Origin of the sequence: uncultured Desulfobulbus sp. (assembly GCF_963662935.2) — a bacterium.
In the GTDB taxonomy this organism is placed as follows: Bacteria; Desulfobacterota; Desulfobulbia; order Desulfobulbales; family Desulfobulbaceae; genus Desulfobulbus.
On the sequence record NZ_CAXXTL010000002.1, the window covers coordinates 2,165,380 to 2,185,912 of the forward strand.

A 20,533-nucleotide genomic window follows, 5' to 3' on the forward strand; every position below is an offset into this window, starting at 1 on the left:
GTTTTTACTACCACCCAGTCTTTGATTCGGCAATCATTTGAAATGATTAAAATTCATAGGGGTAATTACCGGGCCACAATGTGGTGCCTGTGGTAACGCTGGCTATATCTCGGGGGCACTTCACACAAATCAGATCTATATGTGAAATAGGGTGGGTTTGGTGGACTTGGTGGAATTGATTGGCTGGCGGGGAAGGGAAGGCTGACAAAATGGCACACCCTCTCCCGGGAAAGAATCAGAGATTCAGTGTAACGTATTACTTTATTTAATCTATTTTCTTTTCGGCTATTATTTTATCGACCGCTGTTAGCATTCTCAAAGCCTCGGATCTCTGAGAAGCGGGAATGTCCACGTACACCTTGAGCAATTCCTTATATTCGTCCATCTTTTCCAAAAGCCCAATTCCAGAACTAAAATCATTTAGCTCCGATTCCTTGTCTTCTTCAATCGGTTCAGACAGTATGCCTGGGAAATCGATTTCTAGCGTCTGAAGCATATTGAGATATTCAATGACGTTACCGTATTCTTCGGGTGGAGTTTTACAGAATAAGGCCGCAAATCCTCCGTATTTTTCATCATATAAGTTCATCTTTGCCGCGAAGGCTTTCTTTGTCATATCTGTCAGTAAATACTCAAATAATTCTTGTGTGGGTGGCGTTGGAGGTGATTTTCAGCGTCGAGAATTTACCGAGAAAACTGAATGGCACTACCTATTTCAAATCGCAGTAAGGCATCAAGGAGACCTGTCGCGCGAACCTGATACTCGCGCTTGTAGGGTGTATCAGAAACCGATTTGAGCTCAACTAATCCGAAGAAATCAGCAAACCGCTCAAGCGAGCGTAGGATATAAATACGGCGAAAGGTTTCTTCCGGCTTTTCATTGATTTTTTCTTCTACATCCTTCAGGGATAAGGGGAAAGCCTGGATGAAGCAATCCGCATAATGTGCAGCTGGTCGCCAATCGGTTCCGTATATATGCAGCAGATAGAGCGTGAAGAGGAAGGATTGCTGAATAATTCCCAGCGATTCATACCCATCAAGAAAACCCCAATTGAATTTACGGGTATAGGCATTGAAAAGCAGAGGGTAGAGTTTTTTCATCCCTCCTGAATCAAAGGCTTTATTGCATTTATTGGTCAGGAACAGTCTGCCTTTGGTTACGCGGAACAGACCGCCAAGTTGGGCCGTGAGCCGGATGGCGTTCAGCCCCTCAAAGTGTTCCTCTGACCGTATTTTGATCGAGGGTAAGTATCGGTCATCATAGTGTTCAAGATAACGAGCGGCAATCTCCTGGCAAAGTTTCAGGCTCAGGTTCTTTTTGGCAGTCAATTTCACGCCATCCTCGCCAATCCTTTCCACCAGGCTGGAAAGAAGGAGGGCAGCCTTACTTTCAGGTTCCGTTGCTATTTGGTCGGAATACCTGACGAGATCCGGTGACTCAAAGGGAAAATGAAGAAATCGGTGCATTTGCTCGGAAGAGAGACCGTGGAAATCTTCAATCGGCGTTGAGTTTTTTTGCCGGTTGAAATCGCTGAGCACAGCCTGCAGTTCTTCCATCGATCCAAACTGCTGACCACCGATTAGATTATGGATGTCTTCCTTCAAATCCTGCAGCGGATCGAGGTTCTTTTTATCCATACAGCACTTCTTGAACTTTATACCGCTGCCACAGGGACATGGGTCGTTTCTATTTACTTTCAAAGCATCAACGCTCACCGATGAATTCAATATTTTCCATATTTTTCGTTGCTTTAATGATGCTCTGACATTGGTTTTCGGCATCCATGTCACTTTTTGCCACAATGGAGCGAACAACGGTTTTATCGTCTCTTTTAATAAACGAATACTGGCCGCCACCGACACCTTCCAATAACCAATCTCTCCATTGATGAATGACTTTTATCTTCATCTGTAACCTCCGGCAGGCTGTTGTTCCTCAGTAATCAAGAAGTCATTTCTCTCGGTTTGCATCTATCGACTCTCGCAGTTCCTTGCCGACTTTAAAAAAAGGCAATTTTTTAGGCTTTACCAATATCGGAGCGCCAGTCTTGGGATTTCTTCCGGTATACGTTTCATAATCCTTCACTGTGAAGCTTCCGAAACCGCGCAGTTCGATATTGTCGCCTCGCACTAGCGTCTCGATCATTGTATCCAGAATCGTATTGACAATGGATGCAGCTGTTTTGGTAGGCAGGCCTTGATCTTGAGCGAGTGCTTCTATCAATTCTGATTTTTTCATAAGGCGCCTCGGAGATTTTGATAACTATGAAATATTTAATTATATTAAATCAAACAGATATAAAATAACCTGATTTCTTTCCCAAGAGAAGGAAAATCAGAAAATCAACGCAAACAGGAAGTAGGTAAATATTACAAGCCCTGATTTACTAGGGCCTACCTCGGCAATTCGGTGGGCTTGGTGGAATCGGTGGTATTGGCTGGCTGGTGGGGCAGGGGAGGAGAGGTTGGCAAAACGGTACGCCCTCTCCCTCAATTGACCGCGTACTCCTTTTTATGGTCGTTTTAAAATAATATTAGAAGGTTGGGTGCACCTTGGCCACCCTAACGGGTTACTCGAGGTGCTTTAAATTCCCAGTGCCTCTTCGGCCTTTTTTCGAGCGGTGATATCGACGTGTGCGGCTAACCAGTTGTCCTCACCAATGCGACCGACAGACAGAAGCATTGTCAGACGTTTGCCGTTTTTGCACACATACTCTTCTTCCACCGCCCGAATGGCACCTTTGATGCGATCGGGATTTTCGAAGGCGGTTTGCCAGCAGGCCACGGAACGGGCGAGTTGCTCCTGATCGGTAAATACCAGGGCCCGAAAGTCATCCAGGGTTTTCACTTCGTTGATGCTGTAGCCGTATGTTTCTTTAAAACTGCGATTGAAGTACTCGAAAACCAACTCCCCATTTTTCTTAACGATCCAAATCAAAGGGATAGGGGCTGCATCGAAAAGCTGCAAAAAACGCTTCTCCTGTGCGAGTTCGCTTTCGGTAATATCCTGAATGATCCCTTTTAAACGCAAAGGGGTGCCAAATTCAGCCGTGCTGACCTGACCCAAATTACGGATAATCTTTACTCGCCCATCGGGCATAAGCAAACGATGCTTTAAATCATAAGGAATGCGGCTTTTACGCAATGTATTGAAGGCTTGGACGGTCATATCACGGTCTTCCGGATAAACCAGTTCAAAGAATTTTTCAGGCGAGGCATTGAATTGCTTTGGGTCGATCTCAAAAATTCTGAATATTTCATCTGACCAGTAGGACTGGCTGGTAGCAGTTTCGAAACGCCAGTTGCCAATACCGCCGAGCTGTTGCGCGTTCTTAAGATCCATTTCGCTTTCGAGCAGTTGTTCTTCCGCCAGCTTGCGATCTGTGATGTCAATCAAAGTAGAGAGTTCGGCAGGTTCACCATGAAATATCACTTTGGCGGACAAACTCTTTACCCACCGCAATGAACCTTCTTTGGTCAACAGCCTGTACTCGGTTTTGGCAACCGATTCACCCAGCGGATTGGCTGCTGTGCGCTCAATAGCGTCATTTCGCGGTTCGAGCTCAATTATATCCAACGCGTTCATCCCTAGTAATTCTTCATTTGAATACCCAGTGATGGTACTCATCGCCGGATTAACGAACAAAAAACATCCATCGCGTAATACAAGGATACCGGCTGCGGATGAATCCGTGAGCGTTTGGAAGAGGGTTTCGCTGGCAACAAGCTCGCTTTGACTGCTCCGCAATCGCCGACGGTTGGCACGAATGATGTACAGCGATACCCAGATAACAATGAAAAGGCAGGCCAGCGTAACGGCGAGATAGATGTACAGATTACGCTGATTGGCCGCTGGAGTGGGGTCATAGAGAAATCCACCCAATTCGAAATCCGCTGGCAGCATGCCGAGTTCGGCATAGACCTCGGCCATATGTTGCCAACGGCCGGGATACATGTAGCCTATCTGAACCTGATTGGCCTTGATAAGCGTAATTGTCTCGGTCGCGTCAAATCGCAGCGCTTCAATAGACCTCGCGGTTGAATACTTATCCAGAATCATCCGGACAACCTCCTCCGGATGTGCAACTGCATACTCCCAGCCACGCAGGCTGGCCTGACGAAAAGCTTTGACTCTATTTAAGTTGTCATGCAATTCCTTTTCGGAGGTGAAAAGGTTGTCACCGTAGAAATCGATTCCGCCCATCCGAGGACTGAAAAGTAAATACTCGAATCCCGCCTGTTGGAGGGCAAAGGGCTCGTTGCCCACATAGCTCGCCAGCGCGTCAGTGTTACCATTGATCAGATCTTGAATATTGAAGGTTTGATCTTGTTTTGTGATGCGATCAAGGGGGATACCTTCGCGTTGGAGATAGGCTAGCAGTTCAGCGCCATGAGGTCCCACCATGACCCGCTTCCCTGCCAGATCGTGAACAGTATGAATGCCGTTCTCGCCGCCTCGGGTTGCCAGGACGTAGGGAGAGTGTTGGAAAATAACTGCCAGTGCCACCACAGATGCACCTTTCTGCCTTTCGAGGAGCAGTTGGCTCGTCCCCACACCGAACTGAGCTTTTCCCGAAGTCACTTCATCGACAACATTCTGATTCGGCTTAGCCTCCATGATGGTGACTTCCAGGCCCGCATCCCGGTAATAGCCGAGTTCTCGGGCCGCATAGTAGCCTGCAAACTGAAAGCTGTGTGTCCGTCTCAGTTGCAAGGTTACGGAATCGAATGCTTGGGCCGGTGAGACTATCAGAAGAAAATGAGCAAGGAAGACAAGAGCGGTAAGGGATATTCGCATGGAATAAGGGGAACCAATGAATTTATAGTCAGCAAGGAGAGTTACGTGTGGCAACACCTCTAATATCCCGCCAGCCATAAGCTCCACTGCATTCCAATCACGTTTTTTAAATTGCTTTGTGGTTATCACTTTTGCAACTGTTTGCCAAGATGGTAGGTTTACCCATAGGCGGGTATCCCAGTGCATGCATTGTCAGCCTGCTCTTCGCTCGCCAGAATCTCGAAACAGCACAACTCGAGTTTCTGTTCCCTTGGCCTTATACATTGCTGTATCCGCATTTTTGAATAGAATGTCAGCCGTTTCTCCATCTGCAGGATATATGGCAATACCGATACTGGCTTTTATAGAAAGTACAGTCCCCTTAAAATCGCAGGCTTCAGCAATCCGATTTATCATTTTCTCTGCAAGGCTAGTCACCTCGGCTTCTTGCTTGACTTCCAACAACAGGCACACAAATTCGTCTCCTCCCCAGCGACTGACCATGTCTTCATCGCGGACAGAAGACTGTAAACGATTTGCCACCATCACCAGCACCTTGTCCCCCAGGTCATGACCATAAGAGTCGTTAATACTCTTGAATTTGTCGATATCAATAAAGAGGACGGCGAGTCCCCAACCGTGCCGTTTTGCCTGGATTAATCCGTGGTCTAGCCTCTGTTCAAATGACACTCGGTTCGGAAGGCCAGTGAGTGCGTCCTGAAGCGCAATTTGTTGAGCTTCTTCCTCTTTCACCTGGGATTTCAACAAATCGTCGCGCACTTCGGCCAAGTCGGTCTTCGTATTGGCGAGTTCGGATTCTATGGCTATCCGCTCAGTCATTTCTTTGGCGAGTTTGACGTTAACCAATTTCAAATCGCCTGCGGCTTTCTCAACCTTCTGTTCAACGTCTTCATTTTGAGTGAGGGCCTGTTTCATAACCTGAACAGGGACTTTATCTTGATTTAGAACTTCATTTACCAATGTGAGTTCACTGGCAGCTTTCTTGAGAGTTTCTTTGATTTTCTCGTTTGTTTTTAGCACGCGTCCAAGGGAAGCTCTCTTGGCGGATATTTTCTTCTTCAAATCTTTAGATTTTGATTTCACAAGTACCTCTCATTGCATAGAGCGAGCTAAAGTGCAGGAAACGGTTGGCCGAGGCGACGTGATGGTATTATTTAATAATACGCCTCGTCCGCAGAATTTGTGGGTAGCTCTTTGAAAATAAGCCCCAGAACCTGAGCCCCGCCGGAGGTGAAGGTGTGGGGCGCCTGCCGCCCCGTCACCCTTGCCACTTTCAGGATGAGCGTGGAGGCTCGGCTCTGTCAAGGCTGTGCGCACAGCGCACACCCGCAGGGCTTGGCCTTGATAGAGTCGGGGCTCCATGCTATTGCCAATGTCCTGTTGCGGGTTTTCAGAAAAAGCATCCTGTCTTACCTTGCCGGGGAAAGTTTCTTCCAAAAACTCCTCAGCTTAGCTCAGACAGGATGCACATTAAGACTATCTTGAACCGTATCGAAAAACAACCGGGTTTTATCTATGACACCTGTAGTTGGCGCGACTCCGGGCCACGAGTTATGATCGAAAGTGGTGTTTGAGGGAGCCATAAAAAACAAATGACGTATCCTGTTGAAATGAGTTCGCCAAAACTTAATTCCAACAAAAAAGGATACGTCATGAGTAAGACCCATTGCTGTCTTATAGATTTTCCCACAATAAAATCTGCGGAGAAACAGTACGTTGAGCAACGGTTGGTTTAAAAAGTTCGATTAAATTCCTCTTGGTGAAGAGGTTGAGCTGCAGCACCCGGAGGATCTGCTGCATGGAACTACTCAATTTTGCTTTAAAATTGAGATAAGCGACCAAGAGGTACACGCATAGGGCTATCCACACCTGGGTCAACACTGCGTTGCTGGATGTTCCCAGAAAAGTTTTGATCTTCAGATTCTGCTTGATCCACTTGAAGAACAGCTCGATCTGCCAGCGCTCCTTATAAATAGCTGCGATCTCCTTGGCTTTCAGGTGGTGGGCATTGGTGACAAAGCGATATTCGACACCGGTTTCCGCATCGGTGTACGCGACCAAGCGAAGCGGCTCCTTGACGCCCTTGAGCCGGATGGACTGGTCATTGGTGATGCCGGGGCTTTTACGTCCAGCCCGTTTGAGCAGGTATTCGACATCGGCGTTGCTTTTCAGGCGGGTGACAAAGAAAATGGAGTTTATGGTCAGGTCATTATACCATGCGTAATCGGTGAAGCCGCGATCAAAGCAGACAAAGGATCCCTTGGGAAGTTTGAGGGTTTTGGCCCAGTTGATCTCATGCACCTTGCCGCTGGTCATGTCCATGAACGCGGGGATAAAGCCATCGGCATCCAGCCCCATGTGCAACTTGATGGCCCCTTTTTTCTGCCGAAACTCGGCCCATGGAAACACGGACAGGCAGAGATTGATCACCGTGGTGTCCAAGAGGTAGAGTTTGCCCTGGAAGGAAAACTTGTGTTTGGGAGCAGCCAGTTGGCATCGGCTCAACAGTCGGGTGAAGAGCGTCTGATAGAGGGTGGCAGGCTGTTCGGCATTCACCCGTGCCAGTGTCGCTTTGGAAGTTTTTTTCATGCCGAGGTGATAGAGACGTTGATCTTGCGCCTTCAGGTTGTCGGTGATATCCCGGAGACTTCTTCTGCCGGACATCTGCCCGATCAGCAGAGCCAAGAACTGACTCCACCGGTTGTAGGAGCGGAACTTCTGTCCCGCATGATGTACTTTGGCAAGAGCATCGAATTCATATCTCGGTACAAGTGCAATCAGTTGCTTCAGCGCGGTATCGCTATGGGCCATGGCTCGGATCTCCTTGGTTTGTATGATCTTTTTCGCAAAATCATTATACCCCAAAGAGCTCTCTGAGCCTCTTTTTATTGATCATTTATGAGACAGCAGTGAGCCGTTATATTCTCCGTATACCTTAGTGGTCGATGTTCTCGCTTTCTGCAATTCATACACTCTCTAGGGCATGAACCGGCAATTTAACCGGCAATAATCTTATGAGTTGCGATTTCAACTAATTGATATATAGTTGATAAAATGAATAAGCATTCCGGCAATTGGTAAAGGGGCGCGATGGCAGCGATAGAAAGCATAGGATTAATGGAACCGATGCTCCCACTTGACGGTGAGCGCAAACTAGAGGACCTTGCCATTGATCTGGCCACAAAGGCCTCGGGACTGGCAAGCCAATTACCCCCGACTGTTCGGTTGGGTGTGGGCGACCTTGTGCGCTCGATGAACTGTTATTATTCCAACCTCATTGAAGGGCACGACACTCACCCCCGCGACATTGACCGCGCTCTGGCCCATGCCGATTATTCGGCTGATCCACAGAAAAGGGCGCTTCAGCATGAAGCCGTGGCCCATATCGAGGTGCAACGGCTCATCGATCATCGCTTAGATTTGCAAATCGAGACAACCAGCACTGAATACATTACTTGGCTGCACCGTGAGTTTTGCCGCAGGCTACCGGAGGAGCTCCTTTGGGTCGAGAATCCGGACACTGGCGAACGTCTGCGCATTGTTGCGGGAGAACTGAGAAAAGGGTGGGTACAAGTTGGTAGGCATATTCCGCCGGAAGCCGAAGGGTTGCCCCGTTTCTTGAAAAGATTTGAAGAAGCCTACAGCACAGACAAGCTATCTCGCGTTCGCCAGATCATAGCCCTTGGTGCGGCGCATCACCGGTTACTGTGGATTCACCCCTTTTATGACGGCAACGGGCGCGTGACGCGCTTAATGTCGCATGCCTCGCTTCTACGTTGCGGCGTAGGAAGCAGCTTGTGGTCTGCGGCGCGGGGATTGGCGCGGAATGTTCAGGAGTATAAAGCTTTGCTGATGGCCGCTGATGAACCAAGGCGTGGCGATCTTGATGGACGCGGGACGTTGTCGACACAAGCCCTCACAGCTTTCTGCGCGTTTTTCATGACCATCTGCATTGACCAAGTTGAGTTCATGGCCTCGCTGCTGGAACCAAACGACCTTTTGCGCCGGATGCGCTTGCATGTCGAGGAGGAGATGCAGGCCGGAAAACTGCCCAAAGGTTCCTTTCTCATCCTTCGCGAAGCCGTGCTGGCTGGCGAAGTGCCGCGTGGCCGCACCCCAGAAATCACTGGCTATGGTGAGCGCATGGCCCGCAATGTTGTTTCCGATCTCACCAAAAAAGGCTACCTGAAATCCGAAAGCTCCCGCGCGCCCCTCGTGCTGGCTTTCCCGATTGATGCGGTTGAGAGGTGGTTCCCAAGGCTGTATCCTGCCACATAACCAAGCCACGCCGGTTCTCTTTGATCCAGCGTTTAAAAACCGAAACAAAAAAAGGTTTTGCCTGTTCAAAATTATGGAGAGTAGTATTCTCCACCGACCTTATTACTTGTGTTTGGAAGATCTTTTGGAAGGAGAGTCAAAGTGAAAGCGACCGAAGCCAAGCTGCTGAGCTTTCTGCAGAAGGCCCCACAATTCATCATCCCGATCTATCAGCGCACATTCTTGGACCGAGAAACAATGCCTCCAACTCTGGAGTGATGTTTTACGCGCAGGCTCGAACGACGCTATCACGGTTCATTTTGTCGGCTCTATCGTGTATGTGGAGCAGGGGTTATCAACGGTCAGCCTTCATGCCCCGCTGCTCGTCATTGATGGCCAGCAACGCCTTGCAACGGTATCGTTGCTGATAGAAGCCTTGGCTCGCGCACTGGGAGACAGCGAGCCCGTGGATGGGTTTTCCGCCACAGCACTACGCGAGCACTACCTGACCAACCGCCACGGAAAGGAAGATCGCTTTTTCAAATTGCTACTCTCGCAGACCGACAGCGCTTCCCTCAAGGCAATCATCAGAAACAGTGAAGAGCCCAAGGAACCCTCGTTGCGGATTACGCATAACTTCGAATTGTTCACCACTCTTTTAGCAGACCAAAAGGGCGACCTCGCTCCAATCTGTCTCGGCCTTGCTAAGCTGATTGTCGTGGACGTTGCCCTCAGCCGCGATCAAGATAACCCTCAGCTCATCTTTGAGAGCATGAACTCTACCGGCAAGGAATTGAGCCAAGCCGATCTCATCCGCAACTTCATTCTTATGGGCCTTGAGTCAGCCCTCCAGAACAGTCTTTACGAAGACTTTTGGCGGCCAATGGAGCAGGCTTTCGGACAAGAGGCTTATGGCACCCAATTTGACAGTTTTATGCGCCACTACCTCACCGTCAGAACGGGTGACATCCCGCGTGAGCGGGACGTGTACGAAGCCTTCAAAGACTACTCCCGCACAAAACCAGTCATCGAGGCCGGAATCCAAAATCTCGTTAAGGACATCCGTGACTTCGCCCGTTACTTTTGCGCCATGGCGCTAGGGGCAGAAAAAGACGCCATCCTTAAACTAGCTTTCCATGATCTCCGCGAACTGAAAGTTGAGGTAGCCTACCCCCTTCCTGCTTGAGTTGTATAACGACTACGCGAACAACCTCCTTAGCGCTGCTGACTTCACCGCTTCGGTACGAATGATCGAGACGTATGTGTTCCGCCGCGCCATCTGCACCATCCCTACCAACTCGATGAACAAAACCTTTGCCACCTTTGGCAAGGCGCTGAAAAAGGATCGCTACCTTGAAAGCATCAAGGCACACTTCCTTCTGTTGCCTTCTTATCGCCGGTTCCCGAGTGATGACGAGTTCCGCCGCGATCTGCACACCCGCGATCTCTACAATTTTAGAAGCCGGAGCTACTGGTTACGACGACTGGAAAACTCCGGACGCAAGGAACGCGTAGCTGTTGATGAATACACAATCGAACATATCCTCCCACAAAACCCCAATCTCTCGGCGGCATGGAGACAGGCATTAGGCACGGAATGGGAACGGGTGCAGCAACAATGGCTGCATACACTCGGTAATCTTACCCTTACAGGCTACAACGCCGAATATAGCGACCGTCCCTTTGCCGAGAAACGTGACATGAGCGGTGGCTTTAAGGAAAGCCCGCTCAAGCTCAACGCGGGGCTGGGGCTGCTGGAAACATGGGATGAAACAGCCATACAGGAACGCGCCAGTCGGCTTGCCGATCAGGCTATCACGGTCTGGGGCTCCCCCAAACTTGATGACGCGACTTTGAAAACCTATCAGCCGGTAAAGGAAAAAGCTGCCGGTGACTACACCATCGACGATCATCCCTACCTTTCCGCTAACGGCTTGCGGGATGTGTTCGAGGCTTTCCGCAAGGAAGTGCTCGCTCTCGATCCCTGTGTGAACGAGGAATTTTTGAAACTGTATGTGGCCTATAAAGCCGAGACAAACTTTGTGGATGCCGTGCCACAAACTAAACGACTGAGGTTGAGCCTTAACATGCCTTTCCCCGAGATCAACGATCCCAAAGGCAACTGCAAGGATGTCACGGGCCTTGGCCGCTGGGGAAACGGCGACGTTGAGGTAGAACTCAAATCGATTGACGAGCTGCCCTACATCATGGGCCTTGTGCGTCAGTCCTTCGAGCGCCAGATGGGTGACGGGGGCGGGGCTTGAGGAACTTTAAAAAAGTGAACATCACGATCTAATCTGGATCGTGCTCAACCTTTGATACTAGACCTTCGCATGATTGAAGATATTAAAAAAACACTCTGGGCAACCGCTGACAAGCTGCGTGCAAATATGGATGCCGCCGAATATAAGCACATCGTTCTCGGCCTCATTTTCGTTAAATACATCTCTGACACATTCCAGACCCGCCGTGAGGAGCTGATGCATCGCTTTGCCGATGCGGACGACGACTACTTCCTACCAGATTCGACTCCCGCTTTGCTGGCCGAAGAGCTAGAAGACCGCGACTACTACAAAGAAGTCAATGTGTTCTGGGTACCTGAAACGGCACGTTGGGAAAGCTTGCGCGCCCAGGCCAAGCAGGCCGACATCGGCAAGCGTATCGATGATGCCCTGTCCTTGATCGAAACCGAAAATCCCAAGCTCAAGGGCATTCTCGACAAACGCTATGCCCGCGTGCAACTGCCAGATGGCAAACTAGGTGAACTAGTCGACCTCGTATCGCAAATTGGCTTCGGTGAATCGAGCGACACGGCCAAAAATCATGCCCGCGATCTGCTTGGCCAGGTCTATGAATATTTCCTCGGCCAATTCGCCAGCGCAGAAGGCAAGCGCGGTGGGCAGTTCTGCACGCCCGCCTCTATTGTCAAAACATTGGTCGCGGTGCTCGCACCACACCATGGACAAGTCTATGACCCCTGCTGTGGCTCTGGTGGTATGTTTGTGCAGTCGGAAAGATTTGTCGAGGCCCACGGCGGCAAGATTGGCGATGTTTCCATCTATGGCCAAGAAGCCAACCCCACCACATGGCGACTGGCGGCTATGAACCTTGCCATTCGCGGCATCGATTTCAATCTGGGCAAAGAACCCGCCGATACCTTCGTGCGCAATCAGCACCCTGATCTGCGTGCCGATTTTGTGCTCGCTAATCCTCCCTTCAATATTTCCGATTGGTGGCATGGCAGTCTGGAGGGCGACCCACGTTGGGTCTATGGCACGCCGCCACAGGGCAATCCAACTACGCCTGGCTGCAACACATGCTACACCACCTCAAGCCCACGGGCAGGGCGGGTATCGTGCTCGCCAATGGCTCCATGTCGTCAAGTCAGAACAGCGAAGGCGACATCCGCCGTGCCATGGTCGATGCTGATAAAGTCGAGGTCATGATAGCGCTGCCCGGTCAACTGTTCTTCAACACCCAAATCCCGGCCTGCCTGTGGTTCTTGGTTAAGGAAAAGCGCGCAAGGCAAGGTGAAGTTTTGTTCATCGATGCCCGCAAGCTCGGTAGCATGATCAGCCGCGTACAATGCGAGTTTACCGATGAAGTCATCTCAATGATCGCCAGTACCGTTGCCGCCTGGCGAGGCGAGAGCACGCCAAGTGAGGACTATATCGATGTCGCAGGCTACTGCAGAAGCGTCACTTTGGCAGAAATTGCCGAACATGGCCACGTCCTCACACCTGGTCGCTATGTCGGCGCGGAAGCCATTGAAGATGATGACGTTGGTTTTGCCGAGAAATTGCTAAAACTCACCGAAACACTGGGCGAGCAAATGGCAAAAGGTGCGGAACTGGATCAACTGATACGCCAGAAGTTGGGGGGGCTGGGGTATGAGTTCTGAATCATCATTGACCCTTCGTGATTTTGTCTGTTTGCAGCGAGGAACCACGTACAAAGGCAAGTTGCTTGACCTACCTGGCCCTGTTCTGCTTGGATTGGCATCAATTCAGCCGAATGGTGGTTTTCGGAGAGGTTCATTCAAAACATACGGCGGAGAATCTCCATAAAAAATCACTCTCAAATCCGGTGAAATTTATGTGTCACTCAAAGATGTTACCCAGTCTGGAGATTTACTAGGTTCTGTTGCTCGTGTTCCAGTAGATATCAAGCTAGGTCGGCTTACCCAGGACACGGTGAAATTAGACTTTAATGGGAAACCTATTTCTAAAAGTTACATTTATTGGCTTTTGAGAACCCCGCTGTATCGAGAGTACTGTCGTGCGCGTGGAACGGGGACTACTACGTTAGGCCTTAGTCGCGAGGATTTTCTTAATTTTCCAGTACAAGCACCAGCCGACACTATTGCTGTCTTATAGATTTTCCCACAATAAAATCTGCGGAGAAACAGTACGTTGAGCAACGGTTGGTTTAAAAAGTTCGATTAAATTCCTCTTGGTGAAGAGGTTGAGCTGCAGCACCCGGAGGATCTGCTGCATGGAACTACTCAATTTTGCTTTAAAATTGAGATAAGCGACCAAGAGGTACACGCATAGGGCTATCCACACCTGGGTCAACACTGCGTTGCTGGATGTTCCCAGAAAAGTTTTGATCTTCAGATTCTGCTTGATCCACTTGAAGAACAGCTCGATCTGCCAGCGCTCCTTATAAATAGCTGCGATCTCCTTGGCTTTCAGGTGGTGGGCATTGGTGACAAAGCGATATTCGACACCGGTTTCCGCATCGGTGTACGCGACCAAGCGAAGCGGCTCCTTGACGCCCTTGAGCCGGATGGACTGGTCATTGGTGATGCCGGGGCTTTTACGTCCAGCCCGTTTGAGCAGGTATTCGACATCGGCGTTGCTTTTCAGGCGGGTGACAAAGAAAATAGAATTTATGGTCAGGTCATTATACCATGCGTAATCGGTGAAGCCGCGATCAAAGCAGACAAAGGATCCCTTGGGAAGGGTAAGGGTTTTGGCCCAGTTGATCTCATGCACCTTGCCGCTGGTCATGTCCATGAACGCGGGGATAAAGCCATCGGCATCCAGCCCCATGTGCAACTTGATGGCCCCTTTTTTCTGCCGAAACTCGGCCCATGGAAACACGGACAGGCAGAGATTGATCACCGTGGTGTCCAAGAGGTAGAGTTTGCCCTGGAAGGAAAACTTGTGTTTGGGAGCAGCCAGTTGGCATCGGCTCAACAGTCGGGTGAAGAGCGTCTGATAGAGGGTGGCAGGCTGTTCGGCATTCACCCGTGCCAGTGTCGCTTTGGAAGTTTTTTTCATGCCGAGGTGATAGAGACGTTGATCTTGCGCCTTCAGGTTATCGGTGATGTCCCGGAGACTTCTTCTGCCGGACATCTGCCCGATCAGCAGAGCCAGGAACTGACTCCACCGGTTGTAGGAGCGGAACTTCTGTCCTGCATGATGTACTTTGGCAAGAGCATCGAATTCATATCTCGGTACAAGTGCAATCAGTTGCTTCAGCGCGGTATCGCTATGGGCCATGGCTCGGATCTCCTTGGTTTGTATGATCTTTTTCGCAAAATCATTATACCCCAAAGAGCTCTCTGAGCCTCTTTTTATTGATCATTTATGAGACAGCCGTGGTCGACGGAAAGAGTCTTAAGGAGATCAGCCGATTGTTGCGGCTGTCACGGAACACGGTGCGGAAAGTGATCCGGAGTGGCGCAACCGAACACCGGTACCAGCGCACTGTTCAACCGCAGCCTCGCCTTGGCGAGCATAGAAGACGTCTGGAAGCGCTGCTTGAGGTTGATTGGGCACGGCCGAAGAAACGCCGCCTGACAAGCCGCCGGCTCATGGAATTGCTGCAAGCCGAGGGGTATGGCGGGGGATATGACAGCATCCAGCGTTTTGTGAAGAAGTGGCGCGAGGAGAATGGACGAGGTTCGGGGGCTGGATTTATCCCCTTGAGTTTTGGTCCTGGCGAGGCCTACCAGTTTGACTGGAGCCATGAATGGGTCGTTTTTGACGGGGTGGTGCAGAAGGCGAAGGTGGCCCATTTCCGGTTATGCCGGAGCCGGCATTTTTTTGTGGTGGCTTACCCCCGCGAGAGCATGGAGATGGTGCTCGATGCCCATAACCGTGCCTTTGCCTTTTTTGGAGGCAGTTGCCGGCGGGGGATTTACGACAACATGCCGACCGCAGTGGACCAAGTGCTCCCAGGCAAGGCGCGAGTGTTCAACCGCCGGTTTTTGCAGTTTGCAGCCACTATCTGGTGGAGCCCGTGGCCTGCACGCCTGGTTCCGGTTGGGAAAAGGGGCAGGTTGAGCGCCAGGTGAAGAGCATCCGGGAATGGTTGTTCACTCCCCGTCCCCGGTTCAAGGGTTTTGAGGAACTCAACGCCTGGCTTGCCGATCAGTGCCGAACGATCAGCCAGAAGCGCCCTCATCCCGAGGAGAAAGAGCGGACCATATGGGAGGTGTTCGAGGAAGAGCAAGCCAGCCTGGTGGCGGCCAGTTCTCCCTTTGACGGGTATGCAGAAAAGGAGTGCCGGGTTTCCCGAACCGGGTTGGTCAGTTATGACCGCAATCACTACAGCGCGGAGAGCAAGGTGGCTGGCCAGACGGCCACAGTCCGGGCCAGCGCCGGTCTGATTCGAGTGATCAAGAACGGCGAGGTGGTTGGCGAGCATATCCGGCAATTTGGCCGGGACAAGACAATCTATGATCCCTGGCACTATCTCGGCATTCTTGAGCACAAGCCCGGGGCCCTGCGCGACGGTGCTCCATTCAAGGACTGGGAACTGCCTTCCAGCCTGCAGCAGGTTCAACGAAGGTTGCTTGCCTGTGCTGGCGGCGACCGGGAGTTTGTCGCCCTTCTCTGCGCTGCCCGAACCCATGGGCTTGCGGTGGTTGAACGGGCATGCCGCAAAGCCTTGGTGGATGCCACGGTTCGCGGGGAAGTGATCCTCAACCTGATTGCTCGGGACCTGGACCCGCCGGCTGTGGATCCGATCTCAACTCCGGAGCGCCTCTGCCTGAAGGAAGAGCCGGTTGCCGACTGCGCTCGGTACGATGCGCTGCGGCAGGAGGTGGGTCATGCAGCGCCATGAACTCATCGACCAACTCAAGGCGTTGAAACTCTATGGCATGGCCGGTGCCTTTGACGAAATAGTCACCCAAGGCATCCGGCGGCAGTTGACTGCTCAGGAGATCCTTGGCCACCTGTGCCAGGCCGAGGCTGCCGAGAGGAGGGCCAGGTCCATCCGCTATCAGATGGGATCTGCCCGTTTCCCGGTCTCCAAGGATCTGGACAGCTTCCGTTTCACCGATTCCCCGGTCAACGAGCCCTTGATCCGGGACGTGTACGGCGGCGGCTTTCTCCGGCAAGCCAGGAACCTGATTTTGATCGGCGGTACCGGAACCGGCAAGACCCACCTGGCCATCGCCATCGCCTCCCACTGCGTCAAGCTGGGGCAAAGGGCACGTTTCTTCAGTGTCGTTGATTTGGTCAATCAATTGGAGCGGGAAAAGGAGTTGGGCAAATCCGGCGTCCTTGCCAGCCGTCTCGTCAGAGTGGAATGCGTCGTGCTCGATGAATTGGGGTATCTCCCTTTTTCCAAGGCTGGGGGTGCGTTGCTCTTCCACCTGATCAGTACCCTGTATGAACGGACCTCGCTCATCGTGACCACCAACCTGAGCTTCGGCGAATGGTCACAGGTGTTTGGCGATGCCAAAATGACCACCGCACTGCTCGATCGTCTGACGCACCATTGCGATATTATCGAGACCGGTAACGAGAGCTACCGCTACAAAAACAGAGAATAAAGACATCGGATGGGACCCGCTCAAGCTTTTTTCTTCCGCTCCGACGAGCAACACTCTGGCCCATTCTCGCTCCAGAAAAAAGCTTGAGCTCCTTTGGTTGCCAGACCAATAGACAAGGGAAGATGAAAACACTTTTTTATTATTTCAGGGGGTCAATTTTGGACGCTGAAAGGGGGGCATTTTTCAAAGCTGATTGACACCTTGGCGTTGTGCTCGACCATGAAGTCGACAAGTGGCCTTGACGTTGGCTCCTCAATTTTCAGGAGTATTCCCCCCTTTGGGGGGCTGGTTCTCGCCCAACAAGGTGAAAACTTATCTGATCGATTCTTTGGGCGGATGGAAGTTTTGACTTTGCAAAGAGGCGGCACTGGCCGTGACTGGAGATAATCCAAACCTCCTTGATTCCGCCGGGAGCTTGAAGGGTGCGGTGTTTTGCCGCACCCCTTTCGTCTTAGTCGGGGCTCCTAAAACTCCGGACCCCATGCAATGAGGTCGCGAAACGCTACCCCATCATGTTCACACAAAAAAAGGGGGGTAGGGGCGACAGGAAATGTATGCTTGCTATCGGTTGTGGCCTTGAACTTTTTCCGTTGTTTTGCTGCAACGCCAGCCAGCTTCATCAAAGTTCCGGCCTTATGCTTGCCGCAATGAAACCCAAGAGCATTCAGCTCCTGAGCCATCCTTCGGCTGCCGTACGTTGCTTTCGATTCCTGATGAATGGAACGAACCCTGGGAATCAGCTGGGATCGCTCCTTCTCCCTGGCCGATGTTTCACGCTTATTCCAGTGGTAATAACCGCTACGGCTCACCTGCATGACTTTACACAGCAAAAACAAAGGGAACGCCTTCTTCTCGATATCGATGAAGGAAAATCTCAAACCAATTCTTTCGCGAAGAAGGCTGCTGCCTTTTTTAGAATCTCTCGCTCCATTCGAAGACGCTCATTTTCTCGCCTCAACTGCTTAAGTCCTGCTTGCAACTGAACCGTGCTGGTCGTAACGGGGGGTACATCCGGTGATTTCCCTTTAACCCACCGTCGAAGTTGAGTGGCATGGATGCCCAGATTCCTGGCCGCTTCGGAAATCTTGTATCCTTGTTCCGTGACCAGTTTGACGGCCCCTTCCTTGAATTCGTCTGTGAATTTTCTGCGTACTGTTTTTTTCATGTGAACACCTCCTCAGAGCAGATTGAACGCTCTTAACTTTGTGTCCACTTTTTCTGTACCACCTCATTATTGGCTGGCCGGCCTTTATCTACCTAAAATAACTCATCATTTTTAATTTGTTAAGCTGTTTTAACGCACCGTTTCGTGCGGGGAACCCTTTTAAATTTCCGTCACGATAAGGTTGGTTTCCCCATACGCACGTTTCATTTCGAGGTTTATCCCGTAGCCATTGGTGCCAAGACCCTGGGCGACAAGGTGGAATCCATACGCCATTGTTGCACAGTGGATTGTTGTGGTTGAACGCAAGGCAAGAGTAAATATCTCCAACTCGTTAATAACACCGTTCCAAATCGCGTTTGCATCAGGCCGATGAGCAGTGACTGATTCGCCGGCTGTTTCTGCATATCTTCCACGGTTGCCCCAGATCTGGAGATAATTCATGTGCCCTTGCGCATGGTGCGCCGTGACTCTGAAGGTAATTGTACGATCTGACGTCAGCAGGAGATCGCCACAGGTGGTTGCCGCAGGTGAGCTAACGTCGAGGTAGGCATCTGGTTTACTATTGTCAATTCGTACCATCGGCATCTCCTGCTGAGCTACCTGTACATTTGATACATTAAACCCGGTAATGCGGAGCTTGTAATACCCGTCAACACAATTAAACGTGTTCCACGCGGCCTTAAAAGAGTGTTCAAGCCACATGTTTTCAGGTTCAATGTCGATATTGCGGAACTTTCCATCGGGCAGGACAAGTGATTCGACAACCCAGCGATGCGTGGTGTCGTTCCATTTTAAATTAGAGAGTGAATCGGCTAACCGTTGCCAGGTTTCCCCGTCGAGCGCATTTCCTGCGTTATCGGTCTTAAGCGTTTCCACCAGATAGGAAGTAACCGCATGTGAAGCAGCAAAAAGACCATAGATCCGCAAGGTGGCACAAAATGGATGACACGCAAAAGTCCCACAAGGATCGCCGACCTGGGCGAAGGCATATCCGCCTACAATCCGCGTTGTGTCAACCGGCAGGAGTCCGATGGTGTGAAACCTGAATCCAGTTGAAGGTGCGCTTCCCGCACTCCCCGGAATAACGGCACAGTCGGCAGGGATGATATAATCACGATGGAAATCCGTCCCAATATTCCAGTCGAATTCGGTCATGGGCGCTTCGTAAATTCTTGTCCATGTGCCATTGATAAACTGAGAAAAGCGCGCTCTGATATCAGGTTTGTAATCAAAAGTTGGATTCAATCCTGGCAGTTTGGGCTTAAACGGGCTGAACTCTTCCTCACGGGCAACTATCGTCCCTGGTTTTTTCCAGAGCATTCCGAACTTGAATGAAAATGTATAGGCTCCTGTTGCATCGGAATAAGCGCTTCCCAGGAAATCATCGCGCCGCAGAATTTCTGGATACCTTGGAAGCCCAGGTTCTGGAAGAAAATCAATGCGGTCTTTAATGGAATCAACTTCGTAAAAATCGATTCTGCAACCAGCCAATGAGGCGAAGTAGGTTGGGTGTTGAAGATATAATGAACCATGAATTGTGTATTTTTGGGTTCGCCTGATAACCTCGTCGAGGAAGAATTTCGGCAGCGATGCATTGAGCGAAATTTCATAAAGATCCTTTTTTTTACTTTTTATGCTCGCCTGTGGAACCGAACGCCTGATCGCCATGGTTCCGGCTTCTTCTGCCTTTACCGATGCGGGGTAGAACGCAAGCTCTAGCCCTACCGGGAGTTCTGCCGCATCAAGGGTAAAATTGTAGGCACCATTTTCATCAAGTGGGCCCTCTCCCAGAAGCTTCCCTTTTGAAAAAATACCGGCATTGAACATTCCACGGTTAAACTCTGTGGCTCCGACCTTATCGATACTTCCTTTAACCTGTAGCTTCATATTCCCTCTCATAGAAAGTTGTGTGAGATGAGTATAGGGAGAGACCAGCAAGGCCGTCCCAACTCTCGTCGAATAGCCTTAGCTTTTCGCTTCCTCTTCCGGCCATCAGTTGCAAAATTTCTCAGATTTAAAATGCGACAATTTTGGGGGTAATTTGCCAAAAATATTGCACAGAATTCGAGAAGTTTGGTTTTCTTGAAACAAGATTTGTTTCAACTTCCAGGTCTACTTCTTATTTTAATGACATTTCAAGGATGACTGGGTACTCGATTTGTTGTGACCACTTTTCCTGTTGGTTTATTCGCTGCATTGCCTACATCAGTTGGATAGTGAATTTCACTCTAGACAGTGTGAATGGTATTCAAATGAACGTTTTTCAAAAGTATGAGTCACAGGCCAAGCCTGTCGGGAGATTCTGTAGGCTCTGATCTGATCCGTCAGCACAACTTGCAAGGGTTCAGGCTGACGATGTTAAAGATATCAAAACCGAAACCGGCCACTCATTTCACAAAAATATTCAATTTCATTCATGCTCAATAGAGCAATAAAAGACAATAAGGAAAAATTGAATATATTATGGATATAAAATGTATGCACATAGGGGTCAGTTGCGAGCGCTACTGATTTCCAGGCT

General features: G+C 50.3%; 13 protein-coding genes and 3 pseudogenes. 5 read left to right on the forward strand and 11 right to left on the reverse strand.

Going from position 1 to position 20,533, the window contains the following annotated elements:
• Positions 1-265 precede the first annotated feature (265 nt).
• The 7 genes from ACHZCX_RS13900 to ACHZCX_RS13930 all read right to left on the reverse strand — a co-directional run bounded on the left by ACHZCX_RS13900 (position 266) and on the right by ACHZCX_RS13930 (position 7,609).
• Positions 266-616 (reverse strand): hypothetical protein, encoded by a 351-nt coding sequence (locus ACHZCX_RS13900; RefSeq protein WP_319587813.1) that lies wholly within the window; start codon positions 614-616, stop codon positions 266-268.
• A 68-nt stretch (positions 617-684) separates the two neighbouring features.
• Positions 685-1,728, reverse strand: a complete 1,044-nt coding sequence (locus ACHZCX_RS13905) for an SEC-C metal-binding domain-containing protein (RefSeq protein WP_319587814.1) — start codon at positions 1,726-1,728, stop codon at positions 685-687.
• Positions 1,706-1,909, reverse strand: a complete 204-nt coding sequence (locus ACHZCX_RS13910) for a hypothetical protein (RefSeq protein ID WP_319587815.1) — start codon at positions 1,907-1,909, stop codon at positions 1,706-1,708. The genes ACHZCX_RS13905 and ACHZCX_RS13910 overlap by 23 nt, the downstream gene beginning before the upstream one ends.
• A gap of 42 nt (positions 1,910-1,951) precedes the next feature.
• Positions 1,952-2,239 (reverse strand): HU family DNA-binding protein, encoded by a 288-nt coding sequence (locus ACHZCX_RS13915; RefSeq protein ID WP_319587816.1) that lies wholly within the window; start codon positions 2,237-2,239, stop codon positions 1,952-1,954.
• A 345-nt stretch (positions 2,240-2,584) separates the two neighbouring features.
• The gene (locus ACHZCX_RS13920) at positions 2,585-4,984 is read right to left on the reverse strand and encodes an ABC transporter substrate-binding protein (protein WP_319587817.1); all 2,400 of its coding nucleotides are present in this window, start codon (positions 4,982-4,984) and stop codon (positions 2,585-2,587) included.
• A gap of 6 nt (positions 4,985-4,990) precedes the next feature.
• Positions 4,991-5,881: a GGDEF domain-containing protein gene (locus ACHZCX_RS13925; protein WP_319587818.1), complete on the reverse strand. Its 891-nt coding sequence runs from the start codon at positions 5,879-5,881 to the stop codon at positions 4,991-4,993.
• Between the two features lie 591 nt (positions 5,882-6,472).
• Positions 6,473-7,609 (reverse strand): IS4 family transposase, encoded by a 1,137-nt coding sequence (locus ACHZCX_RS13930; RefSeq protein WP_319587819.1) that lies wholly within the window; start codon positions 7,607-7,609, stop codon positions 6,473-6,475.
• A 306-nt stretch (positions 7,610-7,915) separates the two neighbouring features.
• Here ACHZCX_RS13930 and ACHZCX_RS13935 point away from each other — a divergent pair, with 306 nt between their 5' ends.
• The 3 genes and pseudogenes from ACHZCX_RS13935 to ACHZCX_RS13945 all read left to right on the forward strand — a co-directional run bounded on the left by ACHZCX_RS13935 (position 7,916) and on the right by ACHZCX_RS13945 (position 12,956).
• Complete coding sequence (locus ACHZCX_RS13935) at positions 7,916-9,076, forward strand: Fic family protein (RefSeq protein ID WP_319587820.1); 1,161 nt, start codon at positions 7,916-7,918, stop codon at positions 9,074-9,076.
• Between the two features lie 141 nt (positions 9,077-9,217).
• Positions 9,218-11,319, forward strand: a pseudogene (locus tag ACHZCX_RS13940) (DUF262 domain-containing protein).
• Between the two features lie 69 nt (positions 11,320-11,388).
• Positions 11,389-12,956 (forward strand): annotated as a pseudogene (locus ACHZCX_RS13945) (type I restriction-modification system subunit M).
• Positions 12,957-13,425: 469 nt separating this feature from the next.
• Here ACHZCX_RS13945 and ACHZCX_RS13950 read toward each other — a convergent pair.
• Positions 13,426-14,562, reverse strand: coding sequence for an IS4 family transposase (locus ACHZCX_RS13950; protein ID WP_319587822.1), 1,137 nt, complete (start codon positions 14,560-14,562; stop codon positions 13,426-13,428).
• A 62-nt stretch (positions 14,563-14,624) separates the two neighbouring features.
• Here ACHZCX_RS13950 and istA point away from each other — a divergent pair.
• Together istA and istB are read left to right on the forward strand one after the other, a co-directional pair.
• Positions 14,625-16,132, forward strand: a pseudogene (gene istA, locus ACHZCX_RS13955) (IS21 family transposase).
• Complete coding sequence (gene istB, locus ACHZCX_RS13960; RefSeq protein ID WP_319587823.1) at positions 16,119-16,847, forward strand: IS21-like element helper ATPase IstB; 729 nt, start codon at positions 16,119-16,121, stop codon at positions 16,845-16,847. The pseudogene istA and the gene istB overlap by 14 nt, the downstream one beginning before the upstream one ends.
• A 464-nt stretch (positions 16,848-17,311) precedes the next feature.
• Here the strand turns inward: istB and ACHZCX_RS13965 are convergent, their stop codons facing one another.
• From ACHZCX_RS13965 to ACHZCX_RS13975, 3 genes are all read right to left on the reverse strand, one after another.
• Positions 17,312-17,725 carry an IS3 family transposase gene (locus ACHZCX_RS13965; protein WP_319587824.1) on the reverse strand — a complete coding sequence of 138 codons (414 nt, stop codon included), beginning with the start codon at positions 17,723-17,725 and terminating at the stop codon, positions 17,312-17,314.
• A complete protein-coding gene (locus ACHZCX_RS13970) occupies positions 17,722-18,012 on the reverse strand; it encodes a transposase (protein WP_319587825.1) in 291 nt (96 codons plus the stop codon). Before ACHZCX_RS13970 ends, ACHZCX_RS13965 begins: the two co-directional genes overlap by 4 nt.
• Before the next feature lie 159 nt (positions 18,013-18,171).
• Positions 18,172-19,899, reverse strand: coding sequence for a hypothetical protein (locus ACHZCX_RS13975; RefSeq protein WP_319587826.1), 1,728 nt, complete (start codon positions 19,897-19,899; stop codon positions 18,172-18,174).
• Positions 19,900-20,533 lie beyond the last annotated feature (634 nt).

Coding starts and splice junctions, on each gene's coding strand:
- ACHZCX_RS13950 (WP_319587822.1), bottom strand. CDS start 14,562: ATGGCCCATAGCGATACCGCGCTGAAGCAACTGATTGCACTTGTACCG.
- ACHZCX_RS13935 (WP_319587820.1), top strand. CDS start 7,916: ATGGAACCGATGCTCCCACTTGACGGTGAGCGCAAACTAGAGGACCTT.
- ACHZCX_RS13930 (WP_319587819.1), bottom strand. CDS start 7,609: ATGGCCCATAGCGATACCGCGCTGAAGCAACTGATTGCACTTGTACCG.
- istB (WP_319587823.1), top strand. CDS start 16,119: ATGCAGCGCCATGAACTCATCGACCAACTCAAGGCGTTGAAACTCTAT.
- ACHZCX_RS13900 (WP_319587813.1), bottom strand. CDS start 616: ATGACAAAGAAAGCCTTCGCGGCAAAGATGAACTTATATGATGAAAAA.
- ACHZCX_RS13915 (WP_319587816.1), bottom strand. CDS start 2,239: ATGAAAAAATCAGAATTGATAGAAGCACTCGCTCAAGATCAAGGCCTG.
- ACHZCX_RS13975 (WP_319587826.1), bottom strand. CDS start 19,899: ATGAAGCTACAGGTTAAAGGAAGTATCGATAAGGTCGGAGCCACAGAG.
- ACHZCX_RS13910 (WP_319587815.1), bottom strand. CDS start 1,909: ATGAAGATAAAAGTCATTCATCAATGGAGAGATTGGTTATTGGAAGGT.
- ACHZCX_RS13970 (WP_319587825.1), bottom strand. CDS start 18,012: ATGAAAAAAACAGTACGCAGAAAATTCACAGACGAATTCAAGGAAGGG.
- ACHZCX_RS13920 (WP_319587817.1), bottom strand. CDS start 4,984: ATGCACTGGGATACCCGCCTATGGGTAAACCTACCATCTTGGCAAACA.